This window comes from Streptomyces sp. NPDC092296 (assembly GCF_044755465.1).
Taxonomy (GTDB): domain Bacteria; phylum Actinomycetota; class Actinomycetes; order Streptomycetales; family Streptomycetaceae; genus Peterkaempfera.
The window spans coordinates 157,683-170,980 of record NZ_JBIVRB010000011.1 but is presented as its reverse complement, the minus strand read 5'-3'; the positions used below and the strand labels follow the sequence as shown (position 1 = coordinate 170,980).

14 protein-coding genes and 2 pseudogenes are annotated in these 13,298 nt (G+C 70.6%); 8 read left to right on the top strand and 8 right to left on the bottom strand.

From position 1 onward, the window contains the following. Nucleotides 1-50 precede the first annotated feature (50 nt). The 3 genes from ACIQGZ_RS22330 to ACIQGZ_RS22320 form a co-directional block, all read right to left on the bottom strand. The gene (locus ACIQGZ_RS22330; RefSeq protein WP_402604364.1) at nt 51-539 is read right to left on the bottom strand and encodes an HAD family hydrolase; all 489 of its coding nucleotides are present in this window, start codon (nt 537-539) and stop codon (nt 51-53) included. A gap of 193 nt (nt 540-732) precedes the next feature. Continuing rightward, nucleotides 733-858, bottom strand: a complete 126-nt coding sequence (locus tag ACIQGZ_RS22325) for a hypothetical protein (protein WP_402604362.1) — start codon at nt 856-858, stop codon at nt 733-735. Next, nucleotides 822-1,298 carry a hypothetical protein gene (locus ACIQGZ_RS22320; RefSeq protein WP_402604360.1) on the bottom strand — a complete coding sequence of 159 codons (477 nt, stop codon included), beginning with the start codon at nt 1,296-1,298 and terminating at the stop codon, nt 822-824. The genes ACIQGZ_RS22325 and ACIQGZ_RS22320 overlap by 37 nt, the downstream gene beginning before the upstream one ends. 151 nt (nt 1,299-1,449) lie before the next feature. Between ACIQGZ_RS22320 and ACIQGZ_RS22315 the strand changes: the two are divergent. Then, nucleotides 1,450-1,971 (top strand): annotated as a pseudogene (locus ACIQGZ_RS22315) (transposase family protein); the annotation flags it as partial. Nucleotides 1,972-3,067: 1,096 nt separating this feature from the next. On the opposite strand, the gene ACIQGZ_RS22310 reads toward ACIQGZ_RS22315, so the two are convergent. After that, nucleotides 3,068-4,318: an IS110 family transposase gene (locus ACIQGZ_RS22310; protein ID WP_402604357.1), complete on the bottom strand. Its 1,251-nt coding sequence runs from the start codon at nt 4,316-4,318 to the stop codon at nt 3,068-3,070. Between the two features lie 441 nt (nt 4,319-4,759). On the opposite strand from ACIQGZ_RS22310, the pseudogene ACIQGZ_RS22305 reads away from it, so the two are divergent. From ACIQGZ_RS22305 to ACIQGZ_RS22290, 4 genes and pseudogenes are all read left to right on the top strand, one after another. Next, nucleotides 4,760-4,993: pseudogene (locus ACIQGZ_RS22305) on the top strand (IS5/IS1182 family transposase); the annotation flags it as partial. A 481-nt stretch (nt 4,994-5,474) separates the two neighbouring features. Continuing rightward, complete coding sequence (locus ACIQGZ_RS22300) at nt 5,475-6,296, top strand: Scr1 family TA system antitoxin-like transcriptional regulator (RefSeq protein WP_402604354.1); 822 nt, start codon at nt 5,475-5,477, stop codon at nt 6,294-6,296. Continuing rightward, the gene (locus tag ACIQGZ_RS22295) at nt 6,293-6,622 is read left to right on the top strand and encodes a DUF397 domain-containing protein (protein WP_402604352.1); all 330 of its coding nucleotides are present in this window, start codon (nt 6,293-6,295) and stop codon (nt 6,620-6,622) included. The genes ACIQGZ_RS22300 and ACIQGZ_RS22295 overlap by 4 nt, the downstream gene beginning before the upstream one ends. A gap of 89 nt (nt 6,623-6,711) precedes the next feature. Further along, nucleotides 6,712-7,041: a DUF397 domain-containing protein gene (locus ACIQGZ_RS22290; RefSeq protein ID WP_402604349.1), complete on the top strand. Its 330-nt coding sequence runs from the start codon at nt 6,712-6,714 to the stop codon at nt 7,039-7,041. 97 nt (nt 7,042-7,138) lie between these two features. Here ACIQGZ_RS22290 and ACIQGZ_RS22285 read toward each other — a convergent pair whose 3' ends face one another. Then, complete coding sequence (locus ACIQGZ_RS22285; RefSeq protein ID WP_402604346.1) at nt 7,139-7,924, bottom strand: AraC family transcriptional regulator; 786 nt, start codon at nt 7,922-7,924, stop codon at nt 7,139-7,141. Between the two features lie 85 nt (nt 7,925-8,009). Between ACIQGZ_RS22285 and ACIQGZ_RS22280 the strand changes: the two genes are divergently transcribed. Next, nucleotides 8,010-8,816 carry a sulfite exporter TauE/SafE family protein gene (locus tag ACIQGZ_RS22280; protein WP_402604344.1) on the top strand — a complete coding sequence of 269 codons (807 nt, stop codon included), beginning with the start codon at nt 8,010-8,012 and terminating at the stop codon, nt 8,814-8,816. Between the two features lie 10 nt (nt 8,817-8,826). Here the strand turns inward: ACIQGZ_RS22280 and ACIQGZ_RS22275 are convergent, their stop codons facing one another. Then, complete coding sequence (locus tag ACIQGZ_RS22275) at nt 8,827-9,342, bottom strand: NUDIX hydrolase (RefSeq protein ID WP_402604341.1); 516 nt, start codon at nt 9,340-9,342, stop codon at nt 8,827-8,829. A gap of 91 nt (nt 9,343-9,433) precedes the next feature. Between ACIQGZ_RS22275 and ACIQGZ_RS22270 the strand changes: the two genes are divergently transcribed. Next, nucleotides 9,434-9,928 carry an NUDIX domain-containing protein gene (locus ACIQGZ_RS22270; protein WP_402604339.1) on the top strand — a complete coding sequence of 165 codons (495 nt, stop codon included), beginning with the start codon at nt 9,434-9,436 and terminating at the stop codon, nt 9,926-9,928. A 153-nt stretch (nt 9,929-10,081) separates the two neighbouring features. Here ACIQGZ_RS22270 and ACIQGZ_RS22265 read toward each other — a convergent pair whose 3' ends face one another. Together ACIQGZ_RS22265 and ACIQGZ_RS22260 are read right to left on the bottom strand one after the other, a co-directional pair. After that, nucleotides 10,082-10,402 (bottom strand): beta/gamma crystallin domain-containing protein, encoded by a 321-nt coding sequence (locus ACIQGZ_RS22265; protein WP_402604448.1) that lies wholly within the window; start codon nt 10,400-10,402, stop codon nt 10,082-10,084. 355 nt (nt 10,403-10,757) lie between these two features. Beyond that, on the bottom strand, nt 10,758-11,654 hold the full coding sequence (locus ACIQGZ_RS22260; protein WP_402604336.1) for a LysR family transcriptional regulator: 897 nt from the start codon (nt 11,652-11,654) through the stop codon (nt 10,758-10,760). Between the two features lie 75 nt (nt 11,655-11,729). Between ACIQGZ_RS22260 and ACIQGZ_RS22255 the strand changes: the two genes are divergently transcribed. Further along, nucleotides 11,730-13,244 (top strand): MFS transporter, encoded by a 1,515-nt coding sequence (locus ACIQGZ_RS22255; RefSeq protein WP_402604334.1) that lies wholly within the window; start codon nt 11,730-11,732, stop codon nt 13,242-13,244. Nucleotides 13,245-13,298 lie beyond the last annotated feature (54 nt).

The following is a 13,298-nucleotide window of genomic DNA, read 5'->3' as shown; positions in this document are numbered from 1 at the left end:
GGGGAAGGCGTTGACCCGGGGCGCTCACTTACGACGGCCGTGAGAGCCGGTCAGGTGTTCATGCCTGATAGGTGGTCGGGAGGTCGGTGAGCCGTTCGATGCGGAGCACTGTCTCCTCTGCCGTCGGCGATGGTCCACCGGTGACGAAGCCGCCCGATGCCGGCGAGCCCGGCGAGGGCGGCTGCGTTCACGTCGCTTTCCAGCATGTCGCCCGCGTTGACCGCCTGCGCGGGGTCCGTCCGCATCCGCCGGCAGGCGGCGGCGTAGGCGACGGGCTTGGCCGCACCGAGCTCGGTCGGGGTCAGGACGGCTTCGAAGTATTCGAGGAGGCTGAAGCGGGCGAGCTTGGCGCGCTGCTGCTCGGGGTCCCCATTGGTGAGAACAGCCAGACGCGGTCCTCGGGGAAGCCGTTTCAGGTTCTCCAGGCATGGCTGGACATCGGGATAGCACCGCCAGGACTCCTCGAACACCGTGAGGTAGCGCTCGGCGATCCACGCGTCCAGCAGGCCGGGACTTTCCGGAACCGGCTCGCCGAGCATCGGCAGGAGGGAACGGAGCCTGCGTCGGTGGTGCTCAGCGAAGGATCGACCAGGGTGCCGTCCAGATCGAAGAAAATCAGATCTGCCATAGGACGATCGTCTTGTGGTGCCTGTCCCTGACGCCAGAAGGCAGGTATCGCGTTCCTCCTTTCGGGATGGTTGTCCAGGTCGCATGGCGCAGGATATGAAACCCTCACTGGGCGAGTTGGTTGGTGTAGTCGTCGAGCTTGCTCTTCGGCTGCTGGTAGAGGGACATGACGGCTGGGAGCAGGAGCAGCGCTGTCAGCTCGATGTCGTCCTCGGCGGTTGCGGAGGCCATGTCGGCGGTGGGCAGGACGGAAGCACCTCGGCAGTCACCGTGCCGTCGGTGCGCGCGGTGAAGAGGTAGCACCCGCTCGCGTCGACTGAACTGAACGCGCCGGGTGCGTCTGCGTGCAGTTTTGCAACGATCAGGGTGCTTGAGGGTGTCCGTTCGATGCTGCGCAGCCCGCTCTCCAGCAGCGCCGTCCGTATCTCCTGGTCGGTCAGGATTCCGTCGCGGTTGGCTGTCCGCAGGCGATCGGTCTCCGTATGCACCATGCGGTTCATACTGTCCGCTGCTTGCTTGAGCCCTTCGCCCTGTGCGGTGTGCAGACGGTACGAGTAGTACAGGACCGTCGCCACTGCCAGCACGGCGCCGAGCACGAGCAGTACGAGCAGGCCCCCGGCCGCCCTGAGGAGGAGCCCGGGTGGCCAGGGTGCGTGATCAGGTTTGCTCATGATCCCTGGTAGTGGAGGACATCGCTCAGTGAGCTGTTTCCAACTTGGCTGAGCGGCTGGCCGGTTGGCGTGGGGGTGGTGTCCTGGAAGAGGTGAAGCTCCTGGTAGATGGGTTGTCGACCAAGATCGACCTGCCCGCCCGGAGCTTCACGTGCTTGTCTACCCATCAGGGATCGATCTGTCCAGCTCGACCCTCTCCCGCCTGCTGTCCGCCCGGCGCCTGGAGCGGGGCACGCGGTGGCGCCGGCCGAGCGCGGACCGGCAGGCCCTGCCGGTCCTGGCCCATCCGCGGTGCGGCCACACCCACGCCCAGCTCGCGGCCGGATTCGGCGTCGGGACCGCCACTGTCCACCGCTACGTCGCCGAGGCGGTGGAGGTCCCGGCCGCCGTCGCCCCAGACCCCGCCACAGCCGCCCGCACCGCCGCACACACGGCGTTCGTGATCCTGGACGGCACCCTGCCGCCCATCGACCGCATCGCCGCCGACCGGCCCTTCCACTCGGGCAAGCACAAGAAGCACGGCATGAACGCGCAGGTCATCGCCGACCCGTTCGGGCGGCTGCCGTGGGCCTTGCCCGCCCTGCCCGGCGCGGTCCACGACGTCAAAGCGGCCCGCACCCACGGCGTCATCGGGGCGCCGGCCGAGGCCGGCGTGCGCTGCTGGGCGGACAAGACATCTCACCTTGCGAAGAGTCAAGCCGGGCCAGATGGCCGCATCGTCGACGCGGTCGCCTTGCGGGTCGCTTCCCAGGCGACGAGAGGTGGTCTTGATTGGTTCCTGCACGAGCCGATGAGTTTTCTGGCTAGGGTGGCTGCCATGTCTCTGCCGTCGGAAGTCCACCGGACGACATCCACGTTCCTGGCCGCGATCGACGATGCCTCGCCCGGTCTGGTCGAAGGGCTCTACCTGCACGGCTCCCTCGGCTTCGGTGAGTTCTATCCGGACCGCAGCGACATCGACTTTGTTGCCGTGCTGACGCGGCGCCCCGACGCCGACGCGCTCGACGCGCTCGCCGCCGCCCACCAGGTCGTGCGCGAGCGGTGCCCCCGGCCTTTCTTCGACGGGTTCCACGCCCTGCGCCAGGATCTGACCCAGCCGCCGGAGATGTGCCCGGACCTCCCCTGCACCCAGGCCGGCACCTTCAAGAAGGCAGGCCGGTTCGGCGACGTGAACCCGGTCACCTGGCACGAACTCGCCCGCCATGGCGTGGCCGTGCGCGGTCCGGCGCTCACCGACGCCGAGGTGTGGACCGACGACGTCGCCCTGCGCGCCTACAGCCACGGCAACCTGGCCAGCTACTGGAGTGAGATCGCCCAGGCGCTGGCGCAGAGCCCGGAGGAGGCATCTACCACTGAGGCCGCCGAATGGTGCGTGCTCGGCGTCAGCCGCCTGCACCACCTGCTCGCCACGGGAAACCTCACCTCGAAGAGCGGCGCCGGCCGGTACGCCCTGAGCGCCTTTGAACCGCGCTGGCAGCCGATCGTCACCGAAGCCCTACGGATCCGCGAAGCCTCCGACACGCCGTCCTCCTACGACGGCGCACCCGACCGCCTGGGACGCGACACGACCGACTTCACCGCCATGGTGGTCGACGCTGGCCTGGCACTCGACCCGTCACTCGCCATCTGAGGTCGCCGACGCGGGTGAAGCCCTCCGCCTCGACTGACCGCGCAAGCAGTCCTCAGGACGGAGACTCACAAGGGCACGAGTGGCTCCCGATCTCGTTGCTGCAGCGGACTCCCGGTCACCGGTCACCTTCCGAGAACAGTCAAGCGGCGGCCAAGTGAGCGAAGGGGGCGAAAGCTCGTTGCTCGTCGAAGTGGATCCCGTTCTGGAGGCAGTGGAAGAGCTGGCCGAGCATCCGGTTGAGCAGGTTACGGGTGGCTGCGGCGTGCCAGTCTCCGCGTTCGCGGCGACGGCGGTAGTGGGCGTCGGCACCGGGCGAAGCCCTGAGCGCGCAGAAGGCCCAGAGGTAGCCGGCGTGGACGAGGCGGTCGTTCTTGACGAAGCGGCGGCCGACGTAGTGCTTCTTGCCGGAGGCGCGGGTGACCGGGGCGGAGCCCGCGTATGCCTTGAGCGCGCGGGCGTCGGCGAACCGGTTGCGGTCGTCGCCGATCTCGGCGAGAACGCGGGCGCCGAGCTGGGGCCCGAGACCGGGGAAGCTGAGGATCACCTCGGCGTCCCGGTGCTGGTGGAAGGATTCTTCGACCGCCTGGGCGAGGTCGTCGGCGCTCTGCGCGGCGGCGTCGAACTGGCGGAGCAGGGCGAGCATCCGCGTGCCCATGGCCTCCTCGACGAGGGGGGCCTGGCGGGCGTACTCGGCGCGGAAGACCACTTGCAGGCGGTCGGTCTCGGCGTCGGCGCCGCGCTGGCGGCCGGCCCGCTTGAGGGCGGCGCGGATCTGCGTCTTCGTCAGCTTCGCCGCCTTCGCCGGGGTGGGGGCGATTGCGAGTATGGCCCGGGCCTCGGGGCGGGCGAGGCCTCCGTGTCGGCCGGTCAGGAACGCGTTCAGCGCGGCGGGGTAGTACTCGCGCAGCAGGGACCGGAGCTGGTTGCCGATCTGCTGGCGATTCCAGACGGCGTCCTGTTGGGCGCGGGCGAGAACGGCGATGGCCTTGACCAGGTCGCTGTCGGCGGGCAGCGGCCGGTGCATGTGCAGGTCGGTGCGCAGGATGTTCGCCAGGACCAGGGCGTCACCGGGGTCGGACTTCTTGCGGGACACGCCGTGCCGGTCGCGATAGCGCGAGGCGGCCAGCGGGTTGATCGCGAAGACCTGCCGCTTGCCGGCACGCAGGACGGCCACGAGCAGGCCGCGGGAGGTCTCGATGGCCACCGGTATCGGCTCGGCCTCGGTGTCGCCGTGCCCGGCGAGCATGTCCAGCAGCTTGCGGTAGCCAGCCGCGTCGTCGCTGATGCGGGCCTTGGCGAGGAGCTTGCCGGCCTCGTCGACCAGGGCGACATCGTGATGCTTCTCCGCCCAGTCGATGCCACAGAACACCGTCACATCTGCACCTTTCATCCGGTTGCTTGCGCTGGTCACGAGCACATGCGGGCCACGCGGCGACCTAATGCCAGGACTCTTCGGTCCGCCATCTCACTAGCCGTCCGCGGCACCAGCGCACCGCACGGGCCTCGGTCTATCCCAGAGCTCGTCGGCTCGCGGAGACAAGGGGAGGTAACCGTGCGGCGGGCTCGCACCACCAGGGCCAACGATCGGTGGGGGCCGGTGCGTTTCGTGGCGGTCGGAGGACGCCGGGCGCTGCCTGTCTTGTCCAAGGCCTCACCGGGCCGAAGGGGTGTCGGAGTCATCCCGACGCCCACCGGCCGCCACGAAACGCACTGCGGAACCGCTGCCGCTCTACTCTGAGGACTCAAGATCCAGGGGCGAGGCCAGGTATCCGTTCCGCACAGTCCGGACCCTTCTGCGGGGTGGTTCCGGACCGCGTACACAACGCATTAGGGGTACCAGGGCGCCGGCGGCACCATTCGGGTGCCGTACCGCGGCCGCTGGGAGAAGCTCTCCGCGGGCCGGAAGGCCGTCAACCTCTCCCACGCCAGGATCCGCGCGGTCGGCGAGCAGGCGACGGCCACCCTGAAGTCCTGGCGTCTGCCGCGCAAGCTCCGCCGCAGCACCACCCGCATCACCGACCTGGTCAAGGCCGTGCTCGCCCTTCACCTGGCGACGTCAAGCTGAGGTTGGAAAAGCCTCAGTGGAGGCCGCGCGTGGTTGTGCACGTGGCCTCACGGTCATGCCCTCTGAGGGCCTGCTGTACACCGCCCGCATGCGGTTGGGGGTCGTACTGATCCGGTCGCGGAGTGCCGACCGATCGGACGGGTTGGAGCGTACGACCGTTCAACTGACCTTCAGGGCAAGGCTGAGCGTTGGATTGACTATTTGTCATGGGCACGGCTAGCGTTCTCCATGGCCCGGTCGCGTCCGCACCCCCCGGTGGACGTGGCCGGGCATTTCCGCGTTCGGCGTCAGAGTCGGTCAGTAGCGGTGGTTTTCGGACTTCCTGGCCCGGTGGGATGCGGCCGGAAGTAGCCTGAGCACGGCGTCGGCGGGTACGCACGGTGGTGGTACGGCTGCGGTCGGTTTCCGTACCAGGCGGACGCCGTGACGGTGGGGCACCGGGCTCCGTTAGCACGCAGACGGAACGTCGGGAGGGACGGACATGGGCATTCACGCATCGGACGACTCGGGGAAGAGCATCCTCAAGGGCTTCGGCCGGCAGGTGAAGATCCTCCGGGAACGGGAGGGGCTGACCCAACTCGAACTGAGCAGAAAGCTGGGCTACTCCGAGGACACCATCGCCTCGATCGAGCAGGGGCGGCGAGTGGCCCAGCCGGACTTCATCGACAGTGCGGACGCCGCGCTGAAGGCCGGCGGCCTGCTGATGGAGATGAAGAAGCCGGTGTCCGAGGCACGGTTCCCGGCGTTCTTCCGCGACTACGCCGTGCTGGAGGGCGAGGCAGCGGAACGGTACGCGTACGACACCGTGGCGTTCGACGGCCTGTTGCAGACGGAGGACTACGCACGGGCCGTCTATGCCATGCGGCGTCCAGTACTGGGTGAGGAGGCGATCGAGCAGGGCGTGGCGTCCCGGATGGCGCGGCAGGAAGTCCTGTACCGGAAGCCCGCCGGGATCTTCGGCTTCGTCGTCGACGAGTCGGTGCTGCGCCGTCCCTACGGCGGACACGATGTGCAGCAGGGCCAGTTGGGGCGCCTTTTGGACGTTGGCCAGTTGCGCAATGTCGAACTTCAGGTGATGCCGCTGGATCGGGAGGACAATGCCGGGGCTGGTGGACCCTTCACGCTGCTGACGCCTCGCGGGCGCCAGCAGGTGGCCTACCTGGAGGGCCAGAGCCGCAGTACCCTGATCACCGACCAGGCGGAGGTGCGCGACATCGCCATCCGCTACGGGGTCCTCCGGGCGCAGGCTCTCACGCCCCGGGAGTCGCTGGCCTTCATCGAGAAGATGTTGGGAGAGGTATGAACGTCAAGGAACTCCCCCCCGGCCCGGCCGAATTGACCTGGCGCAAGTCCAGCTACAGCGGTGGTGACGGTGGCAACTGCGTCGAGGTGGCACTCTCTTGGTACAAGTCCAGCTACAGCGACGGCGACGGTGGTAACTGTGTCGAGGTAGCGATGTCTTGGCACAAGTCCAGCCACAGCGACGGCGAGGGCGGTAACTGCGTCGAGGTGGCTGCTTGCCCGCAGACTGTGCATGTCCGTGACTCCAAGGACAAGCAGGGCCCGCAGCTCGCGTTCAGCCCCGAAGCGTGGGGCGCCTTCGTGGAGTTCGCCGCTACCACCATCTGATCGGCTCCGGGCCCCTGCGGGTTCCACCGGTCGCAGGTGCTCATGCCCCGGGAGTCGCCGGCCTTCATCGAGACGATGTCGGGAGAAGCATGAACCTCAAGGAACTTCCCCCCGGACCAACCGGGTTGACCTGGCGCAAGTCCAGTTACAGCGGCGGCTCCGGCGGTAACTGCGTCGAAATCGCGTTGTCCTGGTACAAGTCCAGCTACAGCGCTGGTGACGGTGGTAACTGTGTCGAGGTAGCGATGTCCTGGCACAAGTCCAGCCACAGTGGCGGCGAGGGCGGTAACTGCGTGGAGGTGGCTGCTTGCCCGCAGACCGTGCATGTCCGTGACTCCAAGGACAAGCAGGGCCCGCAGCTCGCGTTCGGCCCCGAAGCGTGGGGCGCCTTCCTGGAGTTCGCCGCCACCACCATCTGAGCGGTGCCGGGCCCCTGCTCTCCTCCCGAGCGGCAGGGGCCCGGCACCGGGTTCGGACGGTGGCGGGCTGCCGGAGGTGCTGCCCGGCGGACAGCTTTCAGCGGCCGGGGCCGCCGCTCTGGTGGCTTGCGGTGAAGCGGGACGGGGGCAGGCCGAAGGCGCGGGTGAAGGCGGCGGTGAAGGCGGCGGGGGAGGCGTAGCCGAGACGGCTGCTGACCTCGCTGACGGATGCCGTGCGCAGCAGCGGGACGGCGGCGAGCAGGCGGGCCCGGGTGCGCCAGACGGCGGGGCTGTCACCGGTCTCGGCGCGGAAACGCCGGGTGAAGGCCCGTTCGCTCATGGCCGTGCTCGCGGCCCAGGCGGTGTTGGTGACGCCGGCGTCCGGGGCGGCCAGGTACTCGCGGCAGAGCCCCGCGAGGTCGGGCGCGGCGGGAATCCCGAGGTGGAACGGGAGCGGGGAGCGCGCGGCGATCTCGTGCAGGAGGAGCGCGGCGATACACCCCTCCCGCCCGGCGAGGCTGTAGTCGGCCTCGAACTCGACGGCGGCCAGCAGCAGTTCGCGCAGCAGCGGCGGCACGTCCACGACCGTGCAGGTGGCGGGCCACCAGGGGACGGCATCCGGCTCGATGTACAGGCTCCGGGTGCTCACCCCCAGCATCCGGACCCGGTGCCGGGTGGCGGCCGGGATCAGTACGGCGCGCTCGGGCGGCACGGTCCAGGTGCCCTCGGCGGTGTCGACCACCATGACCCCGGTGGCGCCGTACAGGAACTGCGCGCGCCGGTGTCGGTGCCAGTCCAGTACCTGGCCCGGCGGGTAGTCGGTGCCGATCGGCAGCACGGCCCGGTCGACGTGGTCGACGTCGGCCAGGGGGACGTTCCTCACCCCGCCAGCCTACCGGCCGAGACGCGAAGGAATGGTGCCGACCATCGCATGCGGGAAGCCCACCCGAGCTGGTGGACTGGAGTCCGTGGACGTTGTGGTGTTGATCGGGATCGGGCTCCTCACCGGGGTGACGACGGTGCTGTTCGGGTTCGGCGGCGGCTTCGTCGCGGTGCCGGTCGTGGTGTGGGCGGACGCCGTACTCGGTGCGGACGCGATGCGGGTGGCGACGGCCACCTCGGCCCTGGTGATGGTGGTGAACGCGGGGTTCGCGACGGCCGTCACACCCCGGCGGGTGCTCCGCGCGCTGCGCGGCAGCCGTACGCTGCTGCTCCTGCTGGCGGCCGGTGCCTCGGTCGGCGCGCTGGCCACGCGCCTCGCCCCGGCCGGGCCGGCCCGCTGGGCGTTCGTCGCGTACATCGCGCTCACCATTGTGGATCTGCTCCTGCGTCCCGGTTTCCTGCGCCCGCGCACCCGGGTCGAGGCGGCCCCCGAGGCCCCGCGTCCGCTGCCGGCCGCACTCGGCGCACCGGTCGGTGCGGTCGCGGCCTTCCTCGGCGTGGGCGGCAGCGTCATGACCGTCCCCGCGATGCGGCGCGCCGGGCACACGATGCGGGTGGCGACCGCGCTGGCCAACCCCCTCACCCTGGCCATCGCGCTTCCGGCCACCGCCGTGTCGCTGGGCGGCGCCGCCCTCCCCGCCGCCGTGGACGCACACCTGCACCTGGTGGGTCTCATCGACCTGCGCGCCGCCTCGGCGCTGCTCCTCGGAGCCCTGCCGGTGATCGCGGTGCTGCGGCGGCGCCCGCCGCGCATCCCCGACCGTACCTACGCCTGGGCGTACGTCGGGCTGCTCGCCGTGGCCGTGGTCGCGATGGTGCTCCCGGGGCGGTGACCGGGCCGTCTCACCCGCCGCTGCGGTGGCGCAGATAGCGGTGCCAGGCTTCGGTGCCGTCCAGGACGAAGGGCCACTCGGCCATCCGCTCCGCGAGTTCCCGCTCGGTCAGGAAGGTGTGCCAGTCGATCTCCTCGACCTGCGGGACGACCGGGCCGGTCCAGCGGGCCTCGTACACCTCGCACCACCAGGAGTGCTTCCGGGTGGTGAAGAGGAACTTGAACAGGTGCTGCGGCTCGATGCCCGAGACGCCCAACTCCTCCTCCGCCTCCCGGACGGCGGCGGTCGCGTACGACTCGCCGGACCCGACCACGCCGCCGACGAACATGTCGTACATCGAGGGGGAGAACAGCTTGGTCGGGGCGCGGCGGTGGACGAAGATCCGGTCCTCCGCGTCACGGCAGAGGATGAAGACGCAGCGATGGGTGAGCCGCCGCCGGTAGACCTCGCCGCGCCGGGCGGTGCCCACCACCCGGTCGTGCGCGTCCACCACGTCCAGCAGTTCGTCGGAAGGGTCCGCAGTCATAGCGGCATCCAAGCACCGCCGGCTCCCGAACCGCACCCGTGCTGCCGGATCGGCGTGAAAGGCTCGGATTCCGAGCCCAGGGAGGTCATCCGTGCCGGTCAAGCACGCCACTGCCAGCGTCTACCTGTTCGCCCGCTTCGGTAGCGGCTGGCGGCTGGGCGTGATCGAGCATCCCCGGCTGGGGGGTGTGCTGGTCCCCGGCGGCCATGTCGAGGCGTACGAGACCCCCGCCGAGGCCGCCGTACGGGAGCTGCGCGAGGAGACCGGGCTCACCGCCCGCTTCCTGGCCGCGCCCGGCGGCGCCGCCCTGCCCGACGGCTACCCGCACCCGCAGGTGCCGCCGCCGTGGTGGACGGTGGAGATCGCGGTGGCGGCCGACAACCACCACCCCGAGCCGCACCTGCACATCGACCACCACTACCTCGCCGTGGCGGACCATCCGGACCGCCCGGTCGGCCCGGCCGAGCACCCGCTGCACTGGATCACCGCCGAGCAGCTGCCCGCGCAGCGGACCCCGCTGGACGTCCGGGTGCTGGGTGCCGCCCTGTTCGACCGGATCGAGGGGCTGGCCGCGGGCCGCCCCTGACCCGACGGGCGGGCGGGGGGGGGGGGGGGGCCCCCCCCCCCCCCCCCCCCCCCCCCCCCCCCCCCCACCCCCCCCACCCCCCCCCCCCCGGGGCGCGGGGGGGGGGGGCCCCCCCCCCCCCCCGGCCGCCCGAGCCATCGGTCCGTCAACGCATCACAGGATTTCGATGGCCTTGACCTTCGGCGGGCGGTTCGGGAAGGAGATCTCGTGCCACCGCTCGATCTTCACCGAATCGCCGTTGGCGTCGTAGTAGATCAGGTCGTTGTTCCCGGTGGAGATCTTGTCGACCCACCAGTTGCCGAAGGAGGTCTTCCCACGGTTCGCGTAGCAGTCCACGCTCTGCTGATTGCCGTTGTGCGACCAGATCTTCAGGAAGTTCTCCCCGCCGACACAGGTGACATGGTCGATGGCGAAAGCGTTGCCGGTCGGCACGGTCAGGGTGAACGCGGCGGCTGCGGCGAACGCCACGGCCATGGAACGCGAGAACTTCTTCGTCCTTGAGATCACGAGTTCTCCTTGATACGAAGACCGGCGCGCCGGACGGACGGCCGGCTGAAGACCAAGCCGGTCTCTCCTGGCCGGGCCGGTCAGGGCAGAGCCCGGAGGGCCCGGTACCGCCAACCTAGCGACCGTCGTGCCGGGCTCGGTGACAACACCCCGGATATGAACCGCCGTGACGGAGAATCACCCGATGGGGTTGGCTCCGGAAAACCGTTGCCGAACACCGTCCGGCGGGAATGCCGTGGTTTTTACGAATGGTGCAACCCGGCGCTCGCTCGCGATGCCGAAGTGACTGTCATTCCGTAGGGAGAAAACAGGCTGCCGGGCCTCAGCGGAGCGTGTCCCGGATGGTCTGGCGCAACCAGTGCTGCGCCGGGTCGGCGTCGAGTCGTACATGCCAGAGCATCCGCACCGCGAGTTCCGGCAGCTCCGCCGGAATCGGGAACCACCGCAGACCGAGGCTTCCGCTGTGCTGTTCGGCCAGCCGCTGCGGCACGAGCCCGACGTAGGGGCTGGTTGAGACCACCAGGGCCGCGACGGCGAAGGAGGGCACGACGGCGGCGACCCGGCGCTGGAGCCCTTGGGCCTCAAGCGCATCGTCCAGGGGGCCGCGAGCCCGCCCCCGGCGGGACGCCGACACATGGGCGTGCTCGCTCAACTGCGTGAGCGTCGGGCGGCGGTGCCGGCCCAGCGGACTGTCGGCGCGGACGATGCCGACCATCCGCTCGCGGTAGAGCCCGGCGGTGCGGATGTCGGGCGCTCCCACCTCGCCCACCCCGATGTCCAGGTCGGCGGTGCCGTCGCGCAGGTCCTCGGTGCTCTCGCTGCCCTCCGAGACGAAACGCAGTGTCACACCGGGCGCGGTGCCGGCGACGGCCTCGGCCACTTCGGCGGCGAGGGTCGCGGCGACGCCGTCGTTGATCCGGATGGTGAAGGTGCGTTCCAGCTCGGCGGGCAGCAGTTCGCGGTCGGCGCTGATGAGCGCCGACGCCTCGTCCAGCAGGGACCGCACACGCGGTGCCGCCCGCAGCGCGAACGGCGTCGGGACCATGCCGCGACCGGCGCGCACCAGGATGGGGTCGTTCATGGCCCGGCGCAGCCGCCCCAACGCACGGCTGGTCGCGGGGATGGACAGGTGGAGCCGCTCCGAGGCCGCAGTGACGCTGGCATCGCGCAGCAGTGCGTCGAACACCCTGAGCAGGTTCAGATCGAGGTCGGCCGGCATGGTTGCATCCTATGCAACTCGCTGTTGCCGAGATTGCGTGGCGTAATAGGCGACCGGATTTGTAGCGTCGTTGACATGTCCTTGCATCCACCGGCGCACGGCCGGGTTCCGAGCCCACCCGACATATCCACCCGAGCGCCGTCGCAGCGCGGCCTGCTCGCCGTCATGTGCGCCTGCGTCGTCCTGGTGATCGGCGTGGTCGCCGCGATCAACCTCGCCGTGCCGATGCTCGCCGCGAGCGCCCTGCACCCGTCCGCCTCGGCGCTCGTCTGGATCGTCGACCTGTATGTGATCTTCTTCGCCTGCCTGGTGATCCCCGGCGGCGCGGCGGGGGACCGCTTCGGCCGCAAGGGCGTGCTGCTCGCCGGGCTGGTGGTGTTCGCGGCGGGCGCGGTCGTCTCGGCGGCCTCGTCCAGCGTCCTCGTGATGCTGGTCGGGCGGGCGGTGAGCGGGGTCGGCGCGGCGGCCGTCCTGCCCAACACGCTCGCTGTGCTGCTGCACGCCGTCCCCGCCGAACGCAAGGGCGCGACGATCGCCACCTGGGCCTCGATGACCGGCATCGGCGGAATCATCGGCAACGTCGGGGGAGGGGCGGTGCTGATGAGTGGCTCATGGCGCTGGATGTTCGCCGCCGTCGTCCCGGTGTCGCTCCTGCTCGCGGCGCTCACCTGGCGGACGGCACCGGTGTCGGCGCGGCACGGCCGCCGACTCGACCCGCTGGGCACGCTGCTGCTCGTCGGCGCCTCGGTCGCCCTGTTCCTGGGCATCGTCCAGGGACCCGAAGCGGGCTGGGGCAGCGCGGTCGTGGTGGCCGGCTTCTGCTGCGCCGCCCTGCTGTTCGCGGCGTGGACGGTCGTGGAGCTGCGGGTCGAGCACCCGCTGCTCGACCCCCGCCTGTTCCGGCTGGCCGGCCTGCGCAGCGCCTGCCTGGGCATGACGGCCATCTTCTTCGGCATGTTCGCGCTGTTCTACGTCAACGCGTCGTTCCTCCAGTACGGCAAGGGGTTCAGCGTCTTGCAGACCGGGATCGGGATCGTGCCGCTGACGGTGCCGATCATCGCCGGTGGTCGCCACGTCGGGCGGGTCTCGCAGCGCATCGGCTTCAACGCCACCCTCGCGCTCGCCTTCGCTTGCGTGGGCGGCGGCCTGCTCGGGCTGTCGACGAGTCACCCGTCCACCCCGTACGCCGCGTACGCCGGGTGGCTCGTGCTGACCGGTGCCGGGGTGACCCTGGCCCTGCCGACGCTGTCGAGCGCCATCGCCAACGCCCTGCCGCCCGCCCAGGCCGGGGTGGGCGCCGGGTTGCAGGCCACCACCCGCGAATTCGGCAGCGCGCTCGGCGTCGCCGTCATCGGGACGGTGCTGACCGCGCGCTTCGTCGGCGCGCTGCCACCCAGCGCCCGATCCGGGCAGCCGCACACGGTCGCCGAAGCGATGGCGACCACGCCGCCCGGCGGCGAGCACGACATCGTCGCCGCCTTCGTCTCCGGCGCCGACACCGGCCTGCGGGTGATCGGCCTGGCGGTGCTCGTACTCGGCGCGCTCGTGCTGCTGGAGTCCGCGCTGTCCTCCCGGGCCCGCGCCCGTTGACCCGGCCGGCCGTCCGGTGCCGGACGCGGTCGGCGCCGCGTACCGGGGCAGCTC